This window comes from Roseateles sp. P5_E4 (assembly GCF_054049255.1).
In genome coordinates, this window is record NZ_JBFUMS010000001.1 from 51,708 (window position 1) to 71,886 (window position 20,179).

General features: G+C 68.0%; 16 protein-coding genes and 1 pseudogene. 9 read left to right on the plus strand and 8 right to left on the minus strand.

Annotated features, from left to right (window positions below):
• Positions 1-93: 93 nt before the first annotated feature.
• Positions 94-984, minus strand: a complete 891-nt coding sequence (gene galU / locus ACXJLH_RS00240) for a UTP--glucose-1-phosphate uridylyltransferase GalU (RefSeq protein WP_457355142.1) — start codon at positions 982-984, stop codon at positions 94-96.
• A 79-nt stretch (positions 985-1,063) separates the two neighbouring features.
• Between galU and ACXJLH_RS00245 the strand changes: the two genes are divergently transcribed.
• Complete coding sequence (locus ACXJLH_RS00245; RefSeq protein WP_082532597.1) at positions 1,064-2,014, plus strand: NAD(P)-dependent oxidoreductase; 951 nt, start codon at positions 1,064-1,066, stop codon at positions 2,012-2,014.
• Here the strand turns inward: ACXJLH_RS00245 and ACXJLH_RS00250 are convergent.
• Complete coding sequence (locus tag ACXJLH_RS00250; RefSeq protein ID WP_457442106.1) at positions 2,008-4,824, minus strand: valine--tRNA ligase; 2,817 nt, start codon at positions 4,822-4,824, stop codon at positions 2,008-2,010. The two genes, ACXJLH_RS00245 and ACXJLH_RS00250, sit on opposite strands and share 7 nt — an antisense overlap.
• Positions 4,825-5,083: 259 nt before the next feature.
• Here ACXJLH_RS00250 and ACXJLH_RS00255 point away from each other — a divergent pair, with 259 nt between their 5' ends.
• From ACXJLH_RS00255 to ACXJLH_RS00270, 4 genes are read left to right on the plus strand one after another with little or no spacing between them, the layout of a single operon-like run.
• Entirely contained in the window at positions 5,084-5,521 is a 438-nt protein-coding gene (locus tag ACXJLH_RS00255; protein ID WP_457355138.1) for a hypothetical protein, read from the plus strand.
• On the plus strand, positions 5,521-5,808 hold the full coding sequence (locus ACXJLH_RS00260; protein WP_056196309.1) for a 4Fe-4S binding protein: 288 nt from the start codon (positions 5,521-5,523) through the stop codon (positions 5,806-5,808). Before ACXJLH_RS00255 ends, ACXJLH_RS00260 begins: the two co-directional genes overlap by 1 nt.
• Before the next feature lie 7 nt (positions 5,809-5,815).
• On the plus strand, positions 5,816-6,526 hold the full coding sequence (locus ACXJLH_RS00265) for a response regulator transcription factor (RefSeq protein ID WP_457355136.1): 711 nt from the start codon (positions 5,816-5,818) through the stop codon (positions 6,524-6,526).
• On the plus strand, positions 6,523-7,599 hold the full coding sequence (locus ACXJLH_RS00270) for a HAMP domain-containing sensor histidine kinase (protein WP_457355134.1): 1,077 nt from the start codon (positions 6,523-6,525) through the stop codon (positions 7,597-7,599). The genes ACXJLH_RS00265 and ACXJLH_RS00270 overlap by 4 nt, the downstream gene beginning before the upstream one ends.
• Here ACXJLH_RS00270 and ACXJLH_RS00275 read toward each other — a convergent pair.
• The 3 genes and pseudogenes from ACXJLH_RS00275 to ACXJLH_RS00285 form a co-directional block, all read right to left on the minus strand.
• Positions 7,592-9,082, minus strand: a complete 1,491-nt coding sequence (locus tag ACXJLH_RS00275; RefSeq protein WP_457442107.1) for an amidase — start codon at positions 9,080-9,082, stop codon at positions 7,592-7,594. The two genes, ACXJLH_RS00270 and ACXJLH_RS00275, sit on opposite strands and share 8 nt — an antisense overlap.
• A 43-nt stretch (positions 9,083-9,125) precedes the next feature.
• Complete coding sequence (locus ACXJLH_RS00280; protein WP_056196320.1) at positions 9,126-10,103, minus strand: GMP reductase; 978 nt, start codon at positions 10,101-10,103, stop codon at positions 9,126-9,128.
• A 530-nt stretch (positions 10,104-10,633) separates the two neighbouring features.
• Positions 10,634-11,236: pseudogene (locus ACXJLH_RS00285) on the minus strand (NUDIX domain-containing protein); the annotation flags it as partial.
• Positions 11,237-11,296: 60 nt separating this feature from the next.
• Here ACXJLH_RS00285 and ACXJLH_RS00290 point away from each other — a divergent pair.
• Positions 11,297-12,058, plus strand: coding sequence for a DeoR/GlpR family DNA-binding transcription regulator (locus ACXJLH_RS00290; protein WP_457442108.1), 762 nt, complete (start codon positions 11,297-11,299; stop codon positions 12,056-12,058).
• Here ACXJLH_RS00290 and ACXJLH_RS00295 read toward each other — a convergent pair.
• Positions 12,045-13,358, minus strand: a complete 1,314-nt coding sequence (locus tag ACXJLH_RS00295; protein ID WP_457442109.1) for a DUF3422 family protein — start codon at positions 13,356-13,358, stop codon at positions 12,045-12,047. The genes ACXJLH_RS00290 and ACXJLH_RS00295 overlap by 14 nt on opposite strands.
• A 101-nt stretch (positions 13,359-13,459) precedes the next feature.
• Between ACXJLH_RS00295 and ACXJLH_RS00300 the strand changes: the two genes are divergently transcribed.
• Positions 13,460-14,593, plus strand: a complete 1,134-nt coding sequence (locus ACXJLH_RS00300; protein ID WP_056196327.1) for a beta-ketoacyl-ACP synthase III — start codon at positions 13,460-13,462, stop codon at positions 14,591-14,593.
• On the opposite strand, the gene ACXJLH_RS00305 is transcribed toward ACXJLH_RS00300, so the two are convergent.
• The gene (locus tag ACXJLH_RS00305; RefSeq protein ID WP_056196330.1) at positions 14,590-15,327 is read right to left on the minus strand and encodes a transporter; all 738 of its coding nucleotides are present in this window, start codon (positions 15,325-15,327) and stop codon (positions 14,590-14,592) included. The genes ACXJLH_RS00300 and ACXJLH_RS00305 overlap by 4 nt on opposite strands.
• Positions 15,328-15,363: 36 nt before the next feature.
• Here ACXJLH_RS00305 and sbcB point away from each other — a divergent pair, with 36 nt between their 5' ends.
• On the plus strand, positions 15,364-16,797 hold the full coding sequence (sbcB, locus tag ACXJLH_RS00310; protein ID WP_457442110.1) for an exodeoxyribonuclease I: 1,434 nt from the start codon (positions 15,364-15,366) through the stop codon (positions 16,795-16,797).
• Between the two features lie 83 nt (positions 16,798-16,880).
• Positions 16,881-18,860 carry an MFS transporter gene (locus ACXJLH_RS00315; protein WP_457442111.1) on the plus strand — a complete coding sequence of 660 codons (1,980 nt, stop codon included), beginning with the start codon at positions 16,881-16,883 and terminating at the stop codon, positions 18,858-18,860.
• Here the strand turns inward: ACXJLH_RS00315 and ACXJLH_RS00320 are convergent.
• Positions 18,857-20,179: an amidohydrolase family protein gene (locus ACXJLH_RS00320; RefSeq protein WP_457323235.1), complete on the minus strand. Its 1,323-nt coding sequence runs from the start codon at positions 20,177-20,179 to the stop codon at positions 18,857-18,859. The two genes, ACXJLH_RS00315 and ACXJLH_RS00320, sit on opposite strands and share 4 nt — an antisense overlap.

The following is a 20,179-nucleotide window of genomic DNA, read 5'->3' on the forward strand; positions in this document are numbered from 1 at the left end:
CGCTACGCTCGGGCGGTCTGTCCCGCAAAGCCAATCCTGAGTCAGTTGGGGACAGAGCTACTCGCTACGCTCGGGCGGTCTGTCCCGCAAAGCTTAGAGATTCAGGCCCTGCAGGAATTCCTTGAAGCCCGGGCCGAGCTGCGGGTGGGCCAGGGCCAGTTCCACATTGGCCTGCAGGAAACCTTCCTTGCTGCCGCAGTCATAGCGCTTGCCGTCATAGCGGTAGGCAAACACCTTCTCGCGACGCAGCAGGCCGGCAATGCCGTCGGTCAGCTGGATCTCGCCGCCCACGCCGCGCGGCTGGTTGGCAATCTCGTGGAAGACGCCCGGCGTCAGGATGTAGCGGCCGGCCACGCCCAGGCGTGAGGGTGCGTCTTCGGGCGCGGGCTTCTCGACGATGCGGTTCACGTCCATCAGGTGGTCATTGACCTGGGTGCCGGCGACGATGCCATAGCGGCGGGTGTGTTCGGGCGGCACTTCCTGCACGGCGAGGATGGAGGCGCGCCAGTCGGCGAACTGCTCGACCATCTGCTTGAGGATGGGGGTCTCGCCCACCATCAGGTCGTCGGCCAGCAGCACGGCGAAGGGCTCGTTGCCCACCAGGCGCTGACCGCACAGCACGGCGTGGCCGAGGCCGAGGGCCTGGGCCTGGCGCACATAGATGCACTCCATGTCGTCGGGCTTGACCGAGCGCACCACGTCCAGCAGGTCCTGCTTGCCGGAGTTTTCCAGCGCCACCTCGAGCTCGAAGGTCATGTCGAAGTGATCTTCGATGGGGCGCTTGTGGCGGCCCGTCACGAAGATCATCTCGCGCACGCCGGCGGCATAGGCCTCTTCCACCGCGTACTGGATCAGCGGCTTGTCGACAACCGGCAGCATCTCCTTGGGTTGGGCCTTGGTGGCCGGCAGGAAGCGGGTGCCGAGGCCGGCCACCGGGAAGATGGCCTTGGTGATCGGCGATTTGGACGAAGAAGCCATGGGCATACACTGGGTTGACAGGGTCGCAACGATTGTGTCACGGGGGTTGTGACGGTCTGACCCCTGAGTCGGGCACATACAAACAATGACAGTCCTGATCCTTGAACCGTTGGAAGCCGAGGTGGTGCAATGGCTGGCCGAGCGCCACGATGCCCGCTTTGCGCCTGAACTCGTGGGTGACCCGGAGGGCCTGGTAGAGGCACTGCAGAACTCCCGTGCCCTGGTGGCGCCCCCCGAAGTGCGCATCGATGCCGAACTGCTGCGCGGCGCGCCGGGACTGCGTGCCATCGGCCGTGCCAGCGGCGGCGCGGAGAACATCGACATCGAGGCCTGTCGCAAAGCGGGCGTGGAGGTCGTGCGCTCCCAGGCTTCCACGGCCAGCGCCGAGGCGGAATTCGCTGTCGGTGCCCTGCTCAGCCTGCTCAGGCGGGTGCCCATCGAGGGCAGCGACGGCCTCAAGGTGGGGCGGGAGCTGGGCTGTTCGACGATTGGCGTGCTGGGCCTGACACCGACGGCGCAGGTGTTGACCCAGCTGCTGCATGCCTTCGGTACACGGGTCATCGGCTATGACCCGGCCCTGCATCCGAGCGACGCGACCTGGGCACGCTGGGGCATCGATTCGGTTTCCTTGAGCGAACTCGTCGAGCACAGCGACGGCCTGGTGCTGCTGCTGCCTTATTTCCCGCGCTTTCGCGGCCTCCTCGGCGACCGTCAGCTGGAGAACGTGCGCGCAGGCCAGGTCCTGGTCGGCCTGAGCCAGTCCGGCGTCGTCGACGAGGCGGCCCTGGGCCGGGCTCTGCGCAACGGCAAGCTGCGAGCCGCGTGGTTCGACAGCCTGGAACCGGGTTGGCTGGAGGCAGGGCGACCCCTGCACGGCATCGCCACGCTGCAGGTGACGCCGCGGCTGGCGGGCACGACGCGGGAGTCGCGCGTGCGCGCCGCCTGGGCGGTGGCGCGCGGCCTGGACGAACTGCTGGGTGCCCCAGCCAAGGGCAAGAAGAAGGCCACATCCAAGGTGGCCATCGACTATTACTGAGGCGGCAGGCGCTTGAGCTGTTCGTGCAGGCGCGCCACCGTCTCCTTGAAGCCCGCCACGCGGGCACGCTCCTGCTCGACGACGGCAGCCGGCGCGCGGGCGACGAAGCCCTCATTGCCCAGCTTGGCCTCGGCCTTGACGATTTCGCCTTCCAGGCGAGTCGCTTCCTTGGTCAAGCGGGCGCGCTCGGCGGCCACGTCGATCTCGACCTTCAGGGCCAGCTTCGCGGCGCCATGCAGCAGCACCGGTGACGTCGCGCTCTGCTTGGCGAACTCGGCCTCGTCGGCGATCAGTTCCACGGCGGCCAGCTTGGCCAGCACCTTGAGCACGGCAGCGGCTTCGCTGAGGAAGCTGAGATCGCCGCCCACCAGCAGCGGCACGCGGTCGCTGGGGCTGAGGTTCATCTCGCTGCGCAGGCTGCGGGTCGTGCCGACCACTTCCTTGAGCTGGGCCATCCAGGCGTCGGCGGCAGCGTCGATGCGCTCGGGCTGGCTGACGGGGTAGGGCGCTTGGCCGATGTAGTCGGTTGCCTTGCGGCCGGCGACAGGGGCGACGGTCTGCCACAGCTCCTCGGTGATGAAAGGCGCGACGGGGTGCAGCAGGCGCAGCGTCGTCTCCAGCACGCGGATCAGTGTGCGGCGCGTGGCGCGCTGCTGGGCCTCGTCACCCGTCTGGATCTGCACCTTGGCGATTTCCAGATACCAGTCGCAGTACTCGTCCCAGACGAAGCTGTAGACGGCGTTGGCGACGTTGTCGAGGCGGTACTCGGCAAAGCCCTGGGCCACGGCCGCTTCGACGCGCTGCAGTTCGCTCGTGATCCAGCGGTCGGCCTGGCTGAACTTGTTGTAGCCGGGCGGGCAGGCGCCTTGGTCGTGCGCGAGGCCGCAGTCCTGGCCTTCGGTGTTCATCAACACGAAGCGGGTTGCGTTCCAGAGCTTGTTGCAGAAGTTGCGATAGCCCTCGCAGCGCTTGGTGTCGAAGTTGATGTTGCGGCCCAGGCTGGCGTACGACGCCATCGTGAAGCGCAACGCATCGGCGCCGTACGCCGGCATGCCTTCGGGGAACTCCTTCTTCACGCGGGCTGCGACCTTGGGCGCCGTCTCGGGCTTGCGCAGGCCGGTGGTGGACTTCTGGATCAGCGTGTCGAGGTCGACACCCTGGATCAGGTCCACCGGGTCCAGCACATTGCCCTCGCTCTTGCTCATCTTCTGGCCCTGCGAGTCGCGCACCAGGCCGTGGATGTAGACGTCCTTGAAGGGCACCTGGCCGGTGAAGTGCGTCGTCATCATGATCATCCGGGCGACCCAGAAGAAGATGATGTCGTAGCCGGTGACGAGCACGGAGGAGGGCAGGAAGAGTTCCTGCTCCAGCGTCTTCTGCGGCCAGCCCAGCGTCGAGAAGGGCACCAGGGCCGACGAGTACCAGGTGTCCAGCACGTCGGGGTCGCGGGTCAGCTCGCCCAGGTAGCCGGCGGCCTTGGCGCGGGCCTGCGCCTCATCCTCGCTGCGCGCGACGAAGAGCTCGCCGCCCGTGCCGTACCAAGCCGGGATCTGGTGGCCCCACCACAGCTGGCGCGAGATGCACCAGTCCTGCAGATTGCCCATCCAGTGGTTGTAGGTGTTGACCCACTGCTCGGGGTAGAACTTGACCGCGCCGGTCTCGACGGCGGCAATCGCCTTGTCGGCAATGCTCTTGCCGTCGGCGCTGGGCTTGGTGACCGCAACGAACCACTGGTCGGTCAGCATCGGCTCGATGACCTGGCCGGTGCGCTCGCAGCGCGGCACCTGCAGCTTGTGCTTCTTGACCTCGACGAGCAGGCCTTGCGCCTCCAGGTCGGCGACGACGCGCTTGCGGGCGACGAAGCGGTCCAGCCCGCGGTAGGTCTCGGGGGCGTTGTCGTTGATCCTGGCCTGCAGGTCCAGCACCGCGATCATGGGCAGGTTGTGACGCTGGCCCACCGCGTAGTCGTTGGTGTCGTGCGCCGGCGTGACCTTGACGACGCCGGTGCCGAACTCGCGGTCCACGTAGTCGTCGGCGATGACGGGGATCTCGCGGTCCGTCAGCGGCAGCTTGACCAGCTTGCCGATCAGCGCGGCGTAGCGCTCGTCCTCTGGGTGGACCATGACGGCCACGTCACCCAGCATGGTCTCCGGTCGCGTGGTGGCCACCACGACCGAGCCCGAACCGTCTGCCAGCGGATAGCGGATATGCCACAGCGAGCCGTCTTCCTCTTCGGAGTTCACCTCCAGATCGGACACGGCGGACTGCAGCACCGGATCCCAGCTCACCAAGCGAGTGCCGCGGTAGATCAGGCCTTCCTCGTAAAGCCGCACGAAGGTCTCGACGACGACGGTCGAGAGCTTTTCATCCATCGTGAAGTACTCATGGCCCCAGCTGACCGAGTCGCCAAGCCGGCGCATCTGGCCGGTGATGGTGTCACCGGATTGCTGTTTCCATTCCCACACGCGGGCGACGAAATTCTTGCGACCGAGTTCCTTGCGGCTGGTGCCGGCAGCCTGCAGCTGTCGCTCGACGACGATCTGCGTTGCGATGCCGGCATGGTCGGTGCCCGGCACCCACAGCGTGTTGTCGCCCTTCATGCGGTGGTAGCGCGTCAGCGAGTCCATCACCGTCTGGTTGAAGGCATGGCCCATGTGCAGCGTGCCCGTCACATTGGGCGGCGGCAGCTGGATGCTGAACGAGGGCTTGGCCGGGTCCAGCGTCGGCTCATACAGGCCGGCGGCTTCCCACTTGGGGCCCCAATGGGCTTCCAGGGCGGCGGGTTCGAAGGACTTGGCAAGTTCGGTCATCGCGGCGTCGCCCGCTGTGAAGCTGGGGCGAAAAGAGGGCTTTTCGGGGGTCTGCGATTGTAGGGGGCCGCACTCGCGCGGCCTCCGCGCCGATCAGCGCGTCTGCAGCTTCAACTGTGACAAGGGCGCACCGCCTCCCGGCCCCGGGCGAAACAAAACGATACCCGGCGATACCGCGTCGAGATGCTCTGGCGCGGGCTAACCGCAAACATGAGCGCCATCCCAACCACGGGCCTCGAGCGCCCCACGGAGCAGCACCATGAACTTTTTTCGTCGCTGGCACGCCCACCACGAGTTCCACCACCACTTTGGCCACGGCCATCACGGCCATCATTTCGGCCGCCATGCTGATGGCTTCGCCCACCTCCTTCTCAACCGAGTCGGCGCCAAGCTGGACCTGGACGCCGAGCAGCACCGCAAGCTCGGCGCCTGGCTTGAGCAGCTCCAGCACCAGCGCGACACGATGAGGGGCCTGGCCCGCGGCCCCGAGGTGGCGGGCCTGTTAGCCGGTGAGCAATTCGCCCGCGAGCCGGCGCAGCAACTGCTGGACGCCAAGCTGGATGCGCTGCGCGCCGCCGGCCCCGGCCTTGTCACGGCCTTTGCCGACTTCTTCGACTCGCTGGACACGGAGCAGCGTCAGGTGCTGCGCTTCATGATGCGGCGCTTCGGCCGGCATGAGCGGCGAGACGCGGCGTGATGGATGTCCACTGCGGCAAGCAGCCCCGCGGCCGCTTTGTGCCGCACATCGACCGCAACCGCTGCGAGGGCAAGGGCGAATGCGTCGCTGTCTGCCCCTTCAACGTGTTCACCTTGGGCAAGCTGGCACCCGAGCAGCGCCAGTCCCTGAGCCTGTTCGGCAAGCTCCGGGGCATGGCCCACGGCTGGGAGCAGGCCTTCACGCCCAATGCCGCCGCCTGCGAAGCCTGCGGCCATTGCGTCAGCACCTGTCCCGAGCGAGCCATCACCCTGGTGCGGGCCGAATAATCGCGACATGCACAGACTGCTGCTGATCGACGACGACGAGGCCCTGGCCGGGCCGCTGACGCAATACCTTGCCCGCTTCGACCTCCAGCTCGAGGCTGTCACGCGGCCCAGCATCGCGCTGACGCGGCTGGCGGCCGAGCGCTTCGACGCGTTGATCCTCGACGGCATGCTGCCCGAGATGGACGGCTTCGAGTTCTGCAAACAGCTGCGTGCCAGCAGCGAGGCCTGGCGCGACATGCCGGTGCTGATGCTGACCGCGCGCGGCGATCTGACCGACCGGGTCGTCGGGCTGGAGCTGGGCGCCGACGACTACCTGCCCAAGCCCTTCGAGCCCCGCGAACTGGCGGCACGGCTGCAGACCATCCTGCGCCGCACGCGCTTTGTATCGGCGGCTGCCCCGAGCGTGGTTCAGCCTTCCACCAAGCTGTGCTTCGAGGGCCTCGAGATCGACACCACGCGCCGCGAGGTGCTGTGCGCGAGTGGCCTGGTCGAGCTGACCGGCACCGAATACGAGCTGCTCGTGATGCTGGCCCGCGAGCCGGGCAAGGTCTTCTCGCGCGACGACATCCTGAACCGGCTGCGTGGCCAGGAAGCCGAGCTGTTCACCCGGGCCGTCGACATCCTGGTGAGCCGCCTGCGCCGCAAGCTTGAGCCGCTGGTGGCCCTGAAGACCCTGCGCAACGCCGGCTATTGCTTCGCATTGCCAGGCAAACCATGAAACCCCACGCCTACGACCACCGCTGGCGCGAGCGCTGGGAACGCAAGCGGGCCAAGCGCGCCCGGCGCATGAACCGCGACTGGGAATACCGCTGGCGTGTGCGCCATCGTTGGCACCAGCGCTGGCATCACCAGCACAAGCGCTTCAAGCATTCGCTCGGTGCGCGGCTGATCGCCATCTTCATCCTGCTCGCCTGCATCAGCAGCACCATTCTGTGGATGTCGATGGGCAGCGCCTACGGCCTGCTTTGGGCCGTGCCGGCGCTATTCGTGGTTACGGGCCTGGCCTTCGGCATGATCCGCCACATGGTCTGGCCGTTGCATGCGCTGGCCATCGGCGCCGAGGCCTTCCGCCGCGGTGAGTTCTCGCACCGGGTGCCCGTGATCCACAGCGACGAGATCGGTGACCTGGCACTGCGTTTCAACCAGATGGCCGCCGACATCCAGGCCATGCTGGACGGCAAGCGCGCCTTGCTGCTGGCCATGAGCCACGAGCTGCGCAGCCCGCTGACGCGCGCGCGCCTGCACGCCGAGCTGGTGGGCGAGGGCGAATCGCGCGACGCGCTGCTGGGCGAGCTGGCGCAGATGCGCGATCTCATCACGGCCTTGCTGGAGAGCGAGCGGCTGGGCAGCGGGCACAGCGCGCTGCAACTGTCGGACTGTGATCTCGGCGCGCTGGCGCAGGAGCATGCCCAGCCCGGCGTGGAGTTGCATGTCGAGCCCGATCTGCCGCCGTTGAGGCTGGATCGCCTGCGTGTGCAGCTGTGCCTGCGCAATCTCGTCCAGAACGCGCTGCGCCACAACGATGTGACCCGTGGCGCCGTGCGGCTCAGCCTGGCTCGTGAAGGCGCGGGTGTGCGTCTGACCGTGCGTGACTTCGGCACCGGCGTGCCGCCGGAGTCGCTGCCCCAACTGGGCCAGCCGTTCTACCGGCCGGATGCGGCGCGCACGCGGCACGACGGCGGGGTTGGCCTGGGCCTGTGCCTGTGCCGGTTGGTGGCTGAAGCGCATGGCGGCCGGCTGGAGCTGCGCAATGCCGAGCCGGGGTTCGAGGCCTCGGTGCGCTTCAGCTAGGCACCCGGTCGAACCAGGGCTGGGTGGCTTCCAGTTCCGCGGCCAGTTGCAGCAGCAGCCCGTCTTCGCCCGGCGCTGCAACGAACTGCACGCCCAGCGGCAGGCCGTCGGCCGTCCAGTGCAGCGGCAGTGAGATCGCCGGCGTGCCCGTCAGGTTGGCGAGCTGGGTGAAGGGGACATGGCGCAGGCTGTCGGTGGCCATCTGCTGCACGACGCCATCGAGCAGGCCGGCGTGCTTGAGCAGGCCCAGCAGCCCCGAGGCGCGCAGCGCGCCCAGCACGGCAATCTGCAGCGGCGGCGGGTCGCCGGTGCCATGCAGCACCGGTGGCGAGGCCAGCGTCGGCGTCAGGTAGAGGTCGTAGCGCGCGTGCAGGGCGGCCAAGCTGCGGGCGTAGTCGTTCCAGCGCAGCAGCTCCAGCGTCAGCCGTTCGGCGCTGGTGGCGCGGCCGAGCGTGGCGATGAGACGGGTCAACGGCTCAAAGTCGGCTTCGCGGCCACCCAGGGCGACCGCGCGGCTCAGCGTGGCCGGCACCTGACCGAAGTAGATATGCAGGAAGCTGTTGGCCAGCGTGCGGCCATCGATGTCGGGGCGGGCCGGCTCGACGACATGGCCGAGGCCTTTCAGTAGCGACACGCTTCGCTCCACGGCGAGCCGGGCCTCGTCGTGCACCGGCTCGCCAATCGGCGAATCGGCGCACCAGGCGATGCGCAGCCGGCGCAGCGGTGAGCGCAGCTGATGGACAAAGGGCGTGGCCGGCGCGGGCAGGGCGACAGCGTCGCCGGGCTCCGGGCCGCTGAGGATGTCCAGCGCCAGGGCGGTGTCGCGTACGCTGCGCGAGATGACGCCTTCGCTGCAGGCGCCGAACCAGACTTCGCCAGCGCCCGGGCCGACTGAAACTCGTCCTCGCGAAGGTTTCAAACCCACCAGCCCGCAACAGGCTGCCGGGATGCGGATGGAGCCTCCACCGTCGTTGCCCGCTGCCATTGGCACGACACCCGCTGCCACCGCCGCCGCCGACCCGCCGCTGCTGCCGCCAGGCGTGCGGCGCACGTCCCAGGGGTTGCTGCTGCGGCCGAAGGCGAGCGGGTCGGTGACGCCCTTGAGGCCCAGCTCCGGCGCATTGGTCTTGCCGAAGATGACGAGGCCGGCGTCCAGCAGGCGCCGCACGACATGGGCGTGCTCTCTCGGTGGAGGTAGCGAAGCGAGAGCCCGGCTGCCCCAGCTGGTGGGCTGGCCGGCATAGTCCTCGGCCACGTCCTTGATCAGGCAGGGCACGCCGGCCAGTGGGCCGTTGCCGACGCCGCGCGCCAGCTGGGCGCGGGCCTGGCCTTCCATCAGCCGGCAGACCGGGTTGAGCTGGGGGTGGACTTCGGCCAGCCTTGTGAGCGCCAGGCCGAGCAGGGTTGTCGCTTCGACGCGGCCTGCCGCCACCTCGGCAGCCAGGGAGGTCGCGTCGTGGCGGCGGTAGGCAGCGAAGTCCATTGCGGCTTACATGAACAGACGCTCGCCCGCGTTCCGCAGGTGATCACATGAACAAATGTTCGCCCGCATTCTCTCCACCAAGAATGACGTAATTCACCTTGCGCAGGTCCGACAACTGCGTGCCGCCCGCATACGAGATCGAGCTCTGCAGGTCTTCCTGCATCTCGCGCAGTGTGTCGGCGAACTTGCCCTTGACCGGCTCCAGGATGCGCTTGCCCTCGACATGGCGGTACTCGCCCTTGTTGAAGTCGCTCGCCGAGCCGTAGTACTCCTTGTAGAGCTTGCCGTCGACCTCGACGGTCGTGCCTGGCGACTCTTCATGGCCGGCGAACAGCGAGCCGATCATGACCATGCTGGCGCCGAAGCGCACGCTCTTGGCGATGTCGCCATGGTGGCGGATGCCGCCGTCGGCCACGATGGGCTTGGTGGCCACGCGCGAGCACCATTTCAGCGCCGATAGCTGCCAGCCGCCGGTGCCAAAACCCGTCTTCAGCCGCGTGATGCAGACCTTGCCCGGGCCGACGCCGACCTTGGTCGCGTCGGCACCCCAGTTCTCCAGGTCGATGACGCCTTCGGGCGTGCCAACATTGCCGGCGATGACGAAGGTCTCGGGCAGCTTTTGCTTGATGTGGCCGATCATGCGCTGCACGCTCTCGGCATGGCCGTGGGCGATGTCGATGGTCAGGTAGTCGGCGCCGACGCCCTCGGCGGCCAGTTTGTCGACCAGCTCGAAATCGGCCGGCTTCACGCCGACGCTCAGCGACACCAGCAGGCCCTTGTCCCGCATGTCCTTGGCATAGGCCAGGCTGTCGAGGTCGAAGCGGTGCATCACGTAGAAGTAGCCCTCGCGGGCCAGCAGCTCGGTGATGGGCTCGTCCACGACCGTCTTCATGTTGGCGGGCACGACCGGCAGCTTGAAGCGGTGCGGGCCGAACTGCACCGAGGTGTCGCAGTCCGAGCGGCTTTCAACGCGGCAGCGGCGCGGCAGCAGCAGGATGTTGTCGTAGTCGAAGATTTCCATGATTCAAGTTCACAGTTGCGGCGCGCGTTTGGCAGTGCGCGACCTGGGCTGCGAGCGCTTGACTTGGCTCTGCCGGCTTTGCTGCCCGCTTTTGCAGCGGGCAAAAAAAACCGGACGCCAAAATTTGGGCCCGGTGATTGATTCTACGCGGGCCTGGTTGGTATTGAAGCGAGGCCGTAGTGCACGGGCATCGCGCAGGCCAAAGCGGCCTTGATCATGGCGTCGGCGCCGGCCGAATCACCGCCGATGCGCAGCAGCAGGTCACATCGCTCCAGCAGGGCCTGGGCGTTGGGGTGGAAGTAGCGGTCCCAGACCGCATCGCCGCGCCGGCCGCCAGCGGCCGCGATGAGCGGCAGGGCGACCCACTCGCCGAGCACCGGCACGTGGCCCAGGGCTGCGACTTGCAGGGCGGCATCCTGCATGGCCTGCACGTTGGCGGCGATCGCGTCCTCCCGGTCGCCCGTGCCGCTTCGATACGGCCCGGCGATGAAGACCAGCAACGGGCCCTTGCGGGGCGGCGGCCCGAAGACATGGCGCTCGGCCCAGCGCAGCAGCATGATCGTTTTCGCATCGACGATCTCGCCGGCCTCGACCTGGCGCATGGCCGCGTCGAAGTCCAGCTCGAAGCGCGCGATGTCCTCGCCCTCCTCAACGAGGCCGCCACCCGCGCCAACCAAGTCGCCATCCTCGTACTCGGCCGCAAAGAAATGCAGCTTCTCGGTCACCGAGCCGGGGCTCATATAGGCCTCGAACAGCGGCTGCACCTCGCGCAGCTTCACGCCGGCTTCCTGCTCGGCCTCGGCGCGGATGCAGCTGAGCGGATCGGCCTCGTCCAGCAGCCCGGCCACGGCTTCGATCATCAACTGCTGCCAGCCATTGACGAACGCCGGGTAGCGGAACTGCCGTGTCAGCAGCACACGGCGGCGCGTGCGCTGGTAGAGCAGGATGGTGGCGCCATTGCCGCGGTCATAGGTCTCGCGGTCCTGGGTCTGCCACTGGCCATCGCTGCGCAGGAAGTCGAAGCGGGTGGTCTTCAACGTGTACCAGTTGTTGGACAGCAGCCTCTCCTGCTGGACGCGCACGCGTTCGGACAGGGGCAGGTCGGCAATGCGCGAATCGGTCTGGGTTTGCATGTTGTTTCCTGAATTTAAGTAAAATCATGCAAAATAACGCAAAACCATGCAATCCCACAGATGCTGACCGAACAACGCCACTTGGCCATCCTGGAAGAACTTCAGCTTGCAGGTCGCGTGCTGGCCCGCGAACTGGCCGAGCGCCTGCAGGTGTCAGAGGACACCATCCGGCGCGACCTGCGCGAGCTGTCCACGCGGGGCGCGCTGCAGCGTGTGCATGGCGGCGCGCTGCCGGTGTCACCGGCCCTGGCCAACCTGGCGCGACGCAGCGCCATTGCCGTCGACGAGAAGCAGGCGCTGGGCCGCCATGCGGCGTCTCTCATCGCCGATGGCCAGCTTGTCTTTGTCGACGGCGGCACGAGCACGCTGGCCATGGTCCAGCAGCTGCCGGCCACGCTGCACGCCACGGTCGCCACACACAGCCCCGTCATCGCCGCGGCGCTGATCGAGCACCCCACTGTCGAAGTGCTGATGCTGGGGGGGCGGCTCTTCAAGCACTCCGGCGTGGCCGTCGGCGCGGGTGTGGCACAGGCCATCCAGGCGCTGCGCGCGGACTGCTATTTCCTCGGCGTAACCGGTGTGGAGGCCGGCTTCGGTCTGTCCACCGGCGACGCCGAGGAGGCCCAGGTCAAGGCGCTGCTGATGGCGAGCGCTGCGGAAACGGTGCTGATGGCCAGCAGCGACAAGCTCGGCAAGGTCTCGCCCTACCGCATCGCGCCGCTGTCGGCCTTGTCGACGCTGATCGTCACGCCGCAGGCCGACCCGGCCGCGCTGCAGGCTCTGCGCCTGCCGGGCCTGGAGATCCTGGTCATTGGTGGTTGAAGATCTTGCGGTGGATGCGCCTTGTCGTCTGCCAGACGGCCAGCAGCACGAAGGGAATGGCCGCCCCCGCCGCCAGCTCGGGCTGTACTGGCAGCCAGCCCTCGGCCTTCAGCGCCTTGAAGAAGTACAGCAGCAGGCTGACGACGTAATAGGTAATGGCCGCGAGCGACAGCCCCTCGACGGTGGCCTGCATGCGCAGCTGCGTGCGCTGGCCTTCGCCGAGCTGGGCCAGCAGCTGCTGGTTCTGCGCCTCGGTGGCGATGTCGACCCGCGTGCGCAGCAAGGCGCTTGCGCGTGAGATGCGTTGTGACAGGCCGGCCAGCCGCTGCGCCGTCGCATTGACCGTCGCGATGGCCGGTGAGAGCCGGCGCTGCATGAACTCGCCCAGCGACTGCCTGCCGGCCACCTTGCCCTCGTGCAACTCGGCCAGACGCTGCTCGACGATGGCCTGGTAGGCCTGGGTGGCGGCAAAGCGGTACTGGTGCGAGGCGGTGGCGTGCTCGATGCGCGCGGCCGTCGAGATCAGGTCGTCCAGCAGTTCGGCTTCCGACGCGCCGCGCTTCTCCAGCCGCGCGGTGATGCTGGCCAGCGTGGCCTCCACCTCGGCCAGCGTCGAGCCCAGCGACTTGGCGGCGGGCAGGCCGCGCAGGGCCATCAGGCGGTAGGTCTCCAGCTCCAACAGGCGCTGGCAGATGCGGCCGGCGCGGGTCTCGGGCGTGCCGGGCTCAGCCAGCACGACGATGTGCTCGAAGCCGGTCGCGCGCAGGCAGAAGTCGGTGACAACCAGGGAATGGCCGCCGCCCATCGTCGACGCGACCGTTGCATGCGCGCCGAACCAGGCCTGGGCCTCAGTCAAGGCGCTGGGCGCGAAAGTCAGCTGCCGCTCGATCATGACGAGCTTGATGGCCGCAAAGGTGCGCCCCGGGATGCGTCCCAGCCAATCCGGTGCGACGCGCAGCGCCAGCGCATCCAGCGTCTGCGCGCTGGCCTCGGCGTCGGCGGGCAGGGGCTGCACGACCGAATAGCGCGTGAACTCGGCATGGCGCTCCCACTTCAGCGAGAACTCGCCGCAGCGCAGGCGCAGAAAGTTTGCGTTCAGCGCCTCCTCGGCCAGGTCGTGCTGGCCGGGCAGCTGGCGCAGGTGGGCATGCTCTTGCGCCCGGCTGATGCCGTCGTTGAGCACGGCGATGTGGACGATGACGGCCGGCAGGCGGATGCGCGCCGGCGGCCGGGCATGCACCTCGTTGTGCAGGGCCAGGCGCAGGGCGTCGTCGGGAGGGAGCAGGCTGTCTTCGTGCATGTTTTGTCCAGGGCCCCAGGCTAGTGCCTAGAGAAGGCAGCAAACCGGATCGATAAGATTTCAGCCTTCGTACATCAGCAGCGGCGGCTTCCGTCTTCAATATGCAAGCTTCATTCCCGGCCGTGGTCATCAGCGGCACCGGCCTGTACCGCCCGCCCCATGTCATCACCAATGCCGAGCTGGTCGAGGCCTTCAACGCCTACGCCGACCTGCAGAACGCCGAGCACGCGACGGCGATCGCCGCTGGCGAGCGCTCCGCCTTGACACACTCCAGCGTCGAATTCATCGAGAAAGCCTCGGGCATCAAGCAGCGCTACGTCGTCGACAAGGCCGGCGTGCTGGACCCGACCCGCATGTACCCGCGCTTCACGCCGCGCGGCGACAACGAGGTCTCGCTGATGGCCGAGATCGCCGCCGATGCTGCCCGCAAGGCGCTTGAACAGGCCGGCAAAACCGGCGCGGATGTCGACGCCGTGCTCTGCTCCAGTGCCAATATGCAACGCGCCTACCCGGCCATGGCGGTAGAGATCCAGCAGGCGCTGGGCGCCGGCGGCTACGGCTTCGACATGAACGTGGCCTGCTCGTCAGCCACCTTCGCGCTGGAACAGGCCTTCAACGCGGTGCGTTCGGGCGCCAGCAAATGCGTGCTGGTCGTGAACCCCGAGATCACCTCGGCCCACCTGGAATGGCGCGACCGCGACTGCCACTTCATCTTCGGCGACGTCTGCACGGCCCTCATCGTCGAGCGCGCGGAAGACGCCACCGGCGCCGACCAGTGGGAAATCCTCGGCACGCAGCTCGCCACACAGTTCAGCAGCAATATCCGCAACAACTTCGGCTTCATGAACCGCGCCGAGGACCGCGACCCGAGCGACCGCGACCTGACCTTCTATCAGGAAGGCCGAAAGGTGTTCAAGGAAGTCGTGCCCATGGCCGCGGCCCATATCGAGGCCCACCTGGGCAAGCTGGGCCTGGAGCCAACGCAGATGCGCCGCTACTGGCTGCACCAGGCCAACCAGGGCATGAACCAGCTCGTCATCAAGAAGCTGGTGGGTGCGGATGCCGGCAGCGAGATCGCGCCGCTGATCCTGGACGAATACGCCAACACCGCGTCGGCCGGCTCCATCATTGCCTTCCACCATCACCGGGGTGACCTGAAGGCTGGCGACGCCGGCGTGATCTGCTCCTTCGGCGCGGGCTATTCCATCGGCAGCGTGGTCGTCAAGAAGCGCTAAAAACGCAGCGAGAGGCCGATCGTCCACGCCCAGTCGGGCGTGTTGTGGTTCAGGCCGCGGAAGACGGCCGTGTCGAGCTGAGCGTCGCTTGTGAGCTGCCAGGCCAGCCCCGTGCCGGCCGTGACGACATTGCCGCCATTGCGGGCCGACGCGATCTGCTGGCCGGCGATCTCGGCAAAGCCGTGCAGCTTCTCGCCCAGCGGGATACCCAGGCTCGCCGACAGCAGGGCACCCGTGTAGCGCTGGTCGTTGTCGTTGCGATCGATGAAGACGCCAGCCATCGTGCCGAGCGAGTAGCCGGCCGGCAGCTCCCACTGGGCCAGAAAGTTCAGGCCGGGCCGCAAGCCATGGCCTTTGAACGGCCCGCTGCCTGTCGGTGTCTGCACTTCGAACAGCCAGCCCAGGCCAGGCTTGGCCTCGTCGCCGTCCTGCATCTGCCATTTGAAGCCGACTGCCAGATCTCCTCGGCCGCTGGCGCTCGGGTTGCGCTGGCGCAGCGCGCCGTCGGTCTCCAGCCGCAACTCCAGGTCATGGTCGACGCCCAGGCGCAGCAGCGTCGGCGTCGATCGCAGCCGTGTTGCAGCGTCGCGCTGCCAGGCGCCGCTGGTCTCGACCTGGAAGCGGCCTGCGGCCATCACATCGGGGCCGTTGGTGAAGTCGGGCCGGTCGGGGGAGATCGCGTCGTCGGCGTGTGCCGCGGCGCAAACGGCCAGGAGCAGCAGGGCAAGTCTCATGCGAGCCACTCTATCGGCTGAGCTATCGTGGCGGCCATGTCTTCCCTTTCATTTTTCTGGCACGACTACGAGACCTTCGGCCGCGTGCCACGCCGGGACCGCCCGGCCCAGTTCGCCGGCCTGCGCACCGATGCGGAGCTCAACGAGATCGGCGAGCCGCTGATGCTGTACTGCCAGCCGGCCCCGGACTACTTGCCCGACCCCGAGTCCTGCCTGCTGACCGGCATCCTGCCCCAGCACTGCCTGCAGCAGGGTGTGCCCGAGCATGAGTTCGCCGCCGCCATCGAGACGGTGCTGGCCACGCCCAACACCATTGGCGTGGGCTACAACAGCATCCGTTTCGATGACGAGGTGACGCGTCATCTGTTCTGGCGCAACCTTATCGACCCCTATGGCCGCGAATGGCAGAACGGCTGCGGCCGCTGGGACCTGCTGGACGTGGTGCGCTGTGCCTATGCGCTGCGGCCCGAAGGCTTCGAGTGGCCCAAGCACGAGGATGGCCGCCCCAGCTTCAAGCTCGAGCACCTGACCATCGCCAACGGCGTCGCGCACGAGGCGGCCCACGATGCGCTGTCCGACGTGCGCGCCACCGTGGCGTTGGCGCGCAAGCTGCGCCAGGCCCAGCCCAAGCTGTGGGAGTTCTGCGTCAAGCTGCGCAGCAAGCAGGCGGTGTGGGACGAGATCGGCATCGGCAAACCCTTCCTGCACATCTCCGGCATGTACGGCCCCGAGCGCGGCTGCATCGCCGTGGTCTGGCCGCTGGCGCCGCATCCGACCAACAAGAACGAGCTGATCGTCTGGGACTGCTCGGCCTCGCCCGAGGAGCTGCTGTCGCTGAACGCCGCCGCCATCCGCGAGCGAATGTTCACCAAGCAGGAACTGCTGCCCGAGGGCGTCACGCGGCTGCCCATCAAGACCATCCACGTCAACAAAAGCCCCATCGTCATCAGCAATCTGAAGACGCTCAGCCCGGCGATGGCCGAGCGCTGGAACCACGACGTCGAGGTCCAGCTCGCCAGCGCCCGGTTGCTGGCCGAGAAGGGCCGGCTGCTGGACGGGCTCTGGGCCGACGTCTTCCAGCGCGAGCCCTTCGCGCCGGCCGACGTGGACGAAGACCTCTACGGCGGCTTCATCGGCAACGAGGACCGCCGGGCGTTGAACAAGGTGCGCACGATGGCGCCCGCGCAGCTCGCCGAGCGCGCGGCGCAAGGCAAGCTGGCCTTCCAGGACGGGCGGCTGGATGAGCTTGTCTTCCGCTGGCGTGCGCGCAACTTCCCGTCCAGCCTGTCGGCAGAAGAGGCGGAGCGCTGGCAGGGCCACCTGGCTGCGCGGCTGCATGAGGGCGAAGGCGGCGCGCAGACGCTGGCGGCCTTCATGGAGCGTATCGATGTTCTCGGTGAAACAGCCGACGAGCGAGGTGAGCAGATCCTGTCGGCCTTGTACGACTACGCGGAGCAGATCGCCCCCTGAGGCGGCGTCTCCTCAGTCTTGGTGAAGCGGTGAGGGCCGCCTCGGAGGCACCATGCGTGGACTTCCCGTGAGGAGAGTTCCCCATGACGGTTGCATCCACTTCCGAGCAGCAGACGGCCACGGCCGCATCCATCTCGGACGCCAGCCAGGGCCGCCCACCGATGGACAAGATCGTCGTGGCCATCCACGGCATTGGCAGCCAGCTGCGCAGCGACACGATACGTTCGGTGGCGCGGCGCTTCGGCGACAGGGCTTCGCCGCCACTGCCGGTCATGCCGCTGGGTTACTTCAACCTCGGCTCGGCGGCTGCGGTTCGCATCAGCCGCCTGGACGCCAAGCCTGCAGACGCCTTGTCGCGCATCGGCTTCGCCGAGATCTACTGGGCCGACATTCCCGGGCAGGTCGTCAAGGCCAATGACACGCTGGAGGAGACCAAGGCCTGGGGACACACGGTGGTCAGCCGCGCGGAGTCGCAGTACCGCAAGGAAGTGCCCAACGGCAATCTGAAGGCCGAGGACTTCCAGCTCGGTACCGGCATCGTCGACGAAATCGTCGAGACCGTGGGGGTGCTGGAGAGCCTGCTGGCCGTGCTCGCCCGCATGGGCATCTTCAAGTTCGAGCTGGCGCCGCTGCTGCGCGACTACGTTGGCGACGTCCAGCTCGTCACCGACTTTCCCTACTACCGCGACAAGATCCTGCACCGCTTCCACAGCGCGCTCGCGCAGGTGGTGGCGACATTCCAGGAGGCCTGCCCGGGGGGGCATCCGGAGATCTACATCGTGGCGCACAGCGAGGGCACGGTCATCAGTTTCCTCGGCCTGCTCGAGGCGCTGTCGGGCCGCCCCATCGTCGACCCGGACAACCGATCCAGTGCGCCGGTTGACGACGGCTGGATCCGCTATGTGCGCGGCTATATGACGATAGGCTCGCCGATCGACAAGCACATCGTGCTGTGGCCGGCGCTCTGGCAGGGCCTCAAGCTGAAATCCAGCTGCTCCGGCCAGCAGGTGCTCTTTGGCGACAGCGAGGCGCCGCGGCTGACGCTGGCGCAGCAGATCAAGTGGCGCAACTACTACGACTTCGGGGATCCCATCGGATTCAAGCTCGATTCCGCCATGGGTTTCCTCAAGGACAGCGGCTGCGAGGCCTTCGAGTTCGGCAGCAAGCATGACCATGGCTTCAGCCGCTACTGGTTGCCCGGCAAGGCGCACAACGACTACTGGAACGACTCCGAGGTGTTCGGCCATTTCATCGACGACGTGGTGCTGCCGGACCCGACAGTCCAGCCGAAAGTCCCGGCCAGCAACGGGCTCGTCGACCGGGTGAGCCTGGCCATCCCCTATGTGGCGAGCCTGCTCTTGCACGTGGCTGCGGTCTTCCTGCTCTACAAGGGCGTGACGCCGACGGGTGCGACCTTCGATCGGCTGCCGCTGCAGATCCTGTTGATGAGCGGCCTGATGATGGGCATCACCGCCGCCGCCCGGCTGCCGCGGCTGGTGCATACCGGTGGCCTGCGCTGGCATCTCGCGGCCACGCTCGTCTTCCTGATTGGCGCCTGGCCGTTTTACCTGTGGCTGCCGGACGGGCCGGCTGACTTCCTCGGCAGTCCGTTCACGAGCAGCGCCGCCCCCGCCCACGTGGCGGAACTCGTCGGCCGGCTCGCTCCGATCGCCGCTGCCGCGCTGATTGCCCTCAGCGGCTGGTTGCTGCCGCGCAAGCCCAACTGGGGGCGACGCTGCCTGGTCGGCGTCGGCGCCCTCGTCATCGCCTTCATCGTGCTGTCGCGGCTGCTGGGCGCCGACGGCCCGACGGCGTCACCGCCCCCCGCCGCCTGGCCCGTCCTGCTCGCCGGCGCGGCCTTCCTCTATCTGTGGTGGCTGGCCATCCTGATCTTCGACCTCAGCTTCATCTGGCATCGCTACATCCGCCGCTCGGTGGCGGTCGACACCATGCGGCAGTGGAAGCGCGGCCACGACGCGCGGCCAAATGCGCAGATGGGCCTGGGCGCGCCGGCCGCGCCCACTTCGCCGGCAGCCACGCCGCCGGCCAAGACGGCCGGCTAGTTGCGCTTCAGATACTTGTCGCGCAGCGCCGTCTGCCGGTCGCTGAGCTCCACCTCGCGGCCCTGGATGAACACCCGCTCGATGCGCGTGCTGGGCTCGAGGGGGTCACCATCGGCCACGAAGAGGTTGGCCAGCTTGCCGACCTCGATGGAGCCCAGCTTGTCGGCGATGCCGAGGATCTGCGCCGGGTAGAGCGTGACGGCTTTCAGGGCTTCGTCGTCGCTGAGCCCGAAGGCGCGGGCATGCGCGGCCTCGAAGGGCAGGTTGCGGGCATTCGTCGAGTCGCGGCCGCCGTCGGCGATGCAGTAGCGCACGCCGGCCGCGGCGAGCTGGGCGGGCAGGGCGAAAAGGGCATCCGGCGGGTCGTCGCGGCGCATCGGCAGGCGCAGCAGGCCGTCGATGATGACGGGTACTTGGCGTTCGCGCAGCGTGTCGGCCAGGCGCCAGGCATCGGCGCCGCCGCTGATGATGAGCTTGAGGCCATGGCGGGCCGCGAAGTCCAGCGCAAAGCGGATCTGCGCAAGGTCATCGGCATGCATGACGACGGGCCGGGCCGGCGCCGCACCGGCTGTGGCGGGCAGCACGGGGCGCATCGCTTCCCAGCGCGTGTCGATGGGCGTGCTCGGGTCGGCAGCGCGCGCCAGCGCATAGGCCCGGGCCGATTCGAAGGCGTCGTCGAGCAGCTTGAGCCTGGCCTCGGTCGAGCGGCGCATCTCGGCCAGGCGGGCTTCGGGCTGGTTGGGGAAGAGGGCGCTGTTCAGGCGCAGCCGCGGCACGGCGATGTGCAGGCCGACCTCGGGCAGCAGGGCCATGTCCTGCCAGTTCCAGCCCTCCAGCTGCAGCAGCGCCGACGTACCGGCGATGAGGCCGGTGCGGCCGGCCTCGGGCACGGACAGCGCGGCCAGCACGCCGCCGCCGCGCGTGATGGGCAGCAGCTCGCTGTCGGCATTGAAGGCGACCAGGGCGCGGGCATTCGGGTTCAGCGGCCCGGTCTCGACGCTGTCCATCGAGGCGTTGACCGAGCGGATCTCCGCCAGGCCCAGGCTGGTGTTGGCCGCCACCATGCCGGGGTAGAGATGCCGGCCGCCCAGATCGACGGTCTTGGCGCCAGCGGGCGCGGCCAGCTCGGTGCCACCGATCGCGCGGATCTTGCCGGCCTCGATGAGCAGGCTGCCGTTGGCGATGACCGGGCCGCTGACCGGGTGGATGACGGCATTGCGCAGCAGCAGCGGTTCGCGCTGTGGCGGGGGTGGCGTGTTGGGCGTGGCTTGGGCGGTGAAGGCGGCAGCCAGCAGGGCCGTGATGAGTGCGAGCTTCAT

Bases quoted from the DNA above. Each gene is read 5' to 3' on its own strand.
- galU (WP_457355142.1), bottom strand. From the start codon at position 984: ATGCCCATGGCTTCTTCGTCCAAATCGCCGATCACCAAGGCCATCTTC.
- ACXJLH_RS00245 (WP_082532597.1), top strand. From the start codon at position 1,064: ATGACAGTCCTGATCCTTGAACCGTTGGAAGCCGAGGTGGTGCAATGG.
- ACXJLH_RS00250 (WP_457442106.1), bottom strand. From the start codon at position 4,824: ATGACCGAACTTGCCAAGTCCTTCGAACCCGCCGCCCTGGAAGCCCAT.
- ACXJLH_RS00255 (WP_457355138.1), top strand. From the start codon at position 5,084: ATGAACTTTTTTCGTCGCTGGCACGCCCACCACGAGTTCCACCACCAC.
- ACXJLH_RS00260 (WP_056196309.1), top strand. From the start codon at position 5,521: ATGGATGTCCACTGCGGCAAGCAGCCCCGCGGCCGCTTTGTGCCGCAC.
- ACXJLH_RS00265 (WP_457355136.1), top strand. From the start codon at position 5,816: ATGCACAGACTGCTGCTGATCGACGACGACGAGGCCCTGGCCGGGCCG.
- ACXJLH_RS00270 (WP_457355134.1), top strand. From the start codon at position 6,523: ATGAAACCCCACGCCTACGACCACCGCTGGCGCGAGCGCTGGGAACGC.
- ACXJLH_RS00275 (WP_457442107.1), bottom strand. From the start codon at position 9,082: ATGGACTTCGCTGCCTACCGCCGCCACGACGCGACCTCCCTGGCTGCC.
- ACXJLH_RS00280 (WP_056196320.1), bottom strand. From the start codon at position 10,103: ATGGAAATCTTCGACTACGACAACATCCTGCTGCTGCCGCGCCGCTGC.
- ACXJLH_RS00290 (WP_457442108.1), top strand. From the start codon at position 11,297: ATGCTGACCGAACAACGCCACTTGGCCATCCTGGAAGAACTTCAGCTT.
- ACXJLH_RS00295 (WP_457442109.1), bottom strand. From the start codon at position 13,358: ATGCACGAAGACAGCCTGCTCCCTCCCGACGACGCCCTGCGCCTGGCC.
- ACXJLH_RS00300 (WP_056196327.1), top strand. From the start codon at position 13,460: ATGCAAGCTTCATTCCCGGCCGTGGTCATCAGCGGCACCGGCCTGTAC.
- ACXJLH_RS00305 (WP_056196330.1), bottom strand. From the start codon at position 15,327: ATGAGACTTGCCCTGCTGCTCCTGGCCGTTTGCGCCGCGGCACACGCC.
- sbcB (WP_457442110.1), top strand. From the start codon at position 15,364: ATGTCTTCCCTTTCATTTTTCTGGCACGACTACGAGACCTTCGGCCGC.
- ACXJLH_RS00315 (WP_457442111.1), top strand. From the start codon at position 16,881: ATGACGGTTGCATCCACTTCCGAGCAGCAGACGGCCACGGCCGCATCC.
- ACXJLH_RS00320 (WP_457323235.1), bottom strand. From the start codon at position 20,179: ATGAAGCTCGCACTCATCACGGCCCTGCTGGCTGCCGCCTTCACCGCC.